Here is a 1,131-nt window from a genome sequence, read left to right as displayed (position 1 = left end):
GTGCATGTCGGCATTACCCGTCAGCCATGAGAAAACCACTACCTCCCAAAAGTTGACAACATCCAATAGCGGAGCCGCCGAGTATTGCTTTATCAATTTCGCAATACGCTCGTATGAACCTTTATATTTATCCTCGGTCAGACGCTCCGACAACTGGCACATATCCTCCATAGCAATCTTGTCGCCATTCTTGGTGCGATCAACGCGGTGGGTTATGTAGCAGAGTTCGCCATCGGCAAAGCGAATCAGCGAATGTGGCACAGTTTTGATTCCTGCCGCTTCCGCCAAATGCATAGTCAGGTCTTCATTCTCCGGAAGATTGGCAAAACGGTCGGTCTGAGGTTTGAGGATAAACCGTCCCCACAGCCCGACAATGGTGAAGCGTTGCGGCTCTCCGGCATGGCCCCTTGTAATGTCAAGCGACAGTTTTGCCTGCGCACCGGTCACAGTGGTGCTTGCAGAAACAATCTCCCGTGCCAACTCCTTGATATTGGCTCTGGTATATGGAAGCACCGGAACGGTTGTCGATTCAAATATTTTGCGGGCGCACGACTTATGATAATCCACCTCGCCATCAGCGAGCGGTTTATAGCAATATAAACAATTCATAATTCATAATGCATAATGCATAATTACTTAGAATTAAATGTTGATTTTACTATTGAAGTAAGAATTTTAAGTAATTCTCGACAATCAGTGAGAATGCTGTCTTTCTCAGCGTTTGACAAGTACTCTGATTCACCTAATAGCTCAATCCAATATTCAGATTCGCTGGCTTCTTTCAAAGCAATATTCATTTTTGCTCCAAAATCCTGCTTACTTTGACCTCTTATTGCCTCTTTGACATTTGCACCAATGCTTGTTCCGCTACGTAATAATTGTTTAGATAAGACATACTCTTTTTTATCTTCACACAAGTAGCGATAAAGCTTTATAACCCTTAATGCAAATTGCTTGCTTTTATGCACAATTAAATTATCTTCAGACTGTTTCATCTTTGCGTTATGTTTTGTCATTATGCATCGTGCATTATGCATTGAATAGAGACATTGCCGATGCAATCCTTGCAACAGGCAAGGAGGAGTGAAAATCTGTCACGGTCAGATATTTTCCAGCTCTGCTCAGCTATGT

General features: G+C 43.1%; 3 protein-coding genes. All 3 read right to left on the bottom strand.

Going from position 1 to position 1,131, the window contains the following annotated elements:
* Positions 1-612 (bottom strand): HipA domain-containing protein (locus C5O24_RS13585; RefSeq protein WP_107681987.1); only part of this gene is annotated, 612 nt, incomplete at its 3' end.
* Between the two features lie 20 nt (positions 613-632).
* Positions 633-995: a four helix bundle protein gene (locus C5O24_RS13580; protein WP_107035066.1), complete on the bottom strand. Its 363-nt coding sequence runs from the start codon at positions 993-995 to the stop codon at positions 633-635.
* Positions 996-1,015: 20 nt separating this feature from the next.
* The coding region (locus C5O24_RS13575; protein WP_338418708.1) for a HipA N-terminal domain-containing protein at positions 1,016-1,131 on the bottom strand (116 nt) is incomplete at its 5' end.

Origin of the sequence: Paramuribaculum intestinale, assembly GCF_003024925.1 — a bacterium.
In the GTDB taxonomy this organism is placed as follows: Bacteria; Bacteroidota; Bacteroidia; order Bacteroidales; family Muribaculaceae; genus Paramuribaculum; species Paramuribaculum intestinale.
Note: the sequence above shows the minus strand (reverse complement) of the source record. Positions and strands in the feature narration are given on the sequence as shown.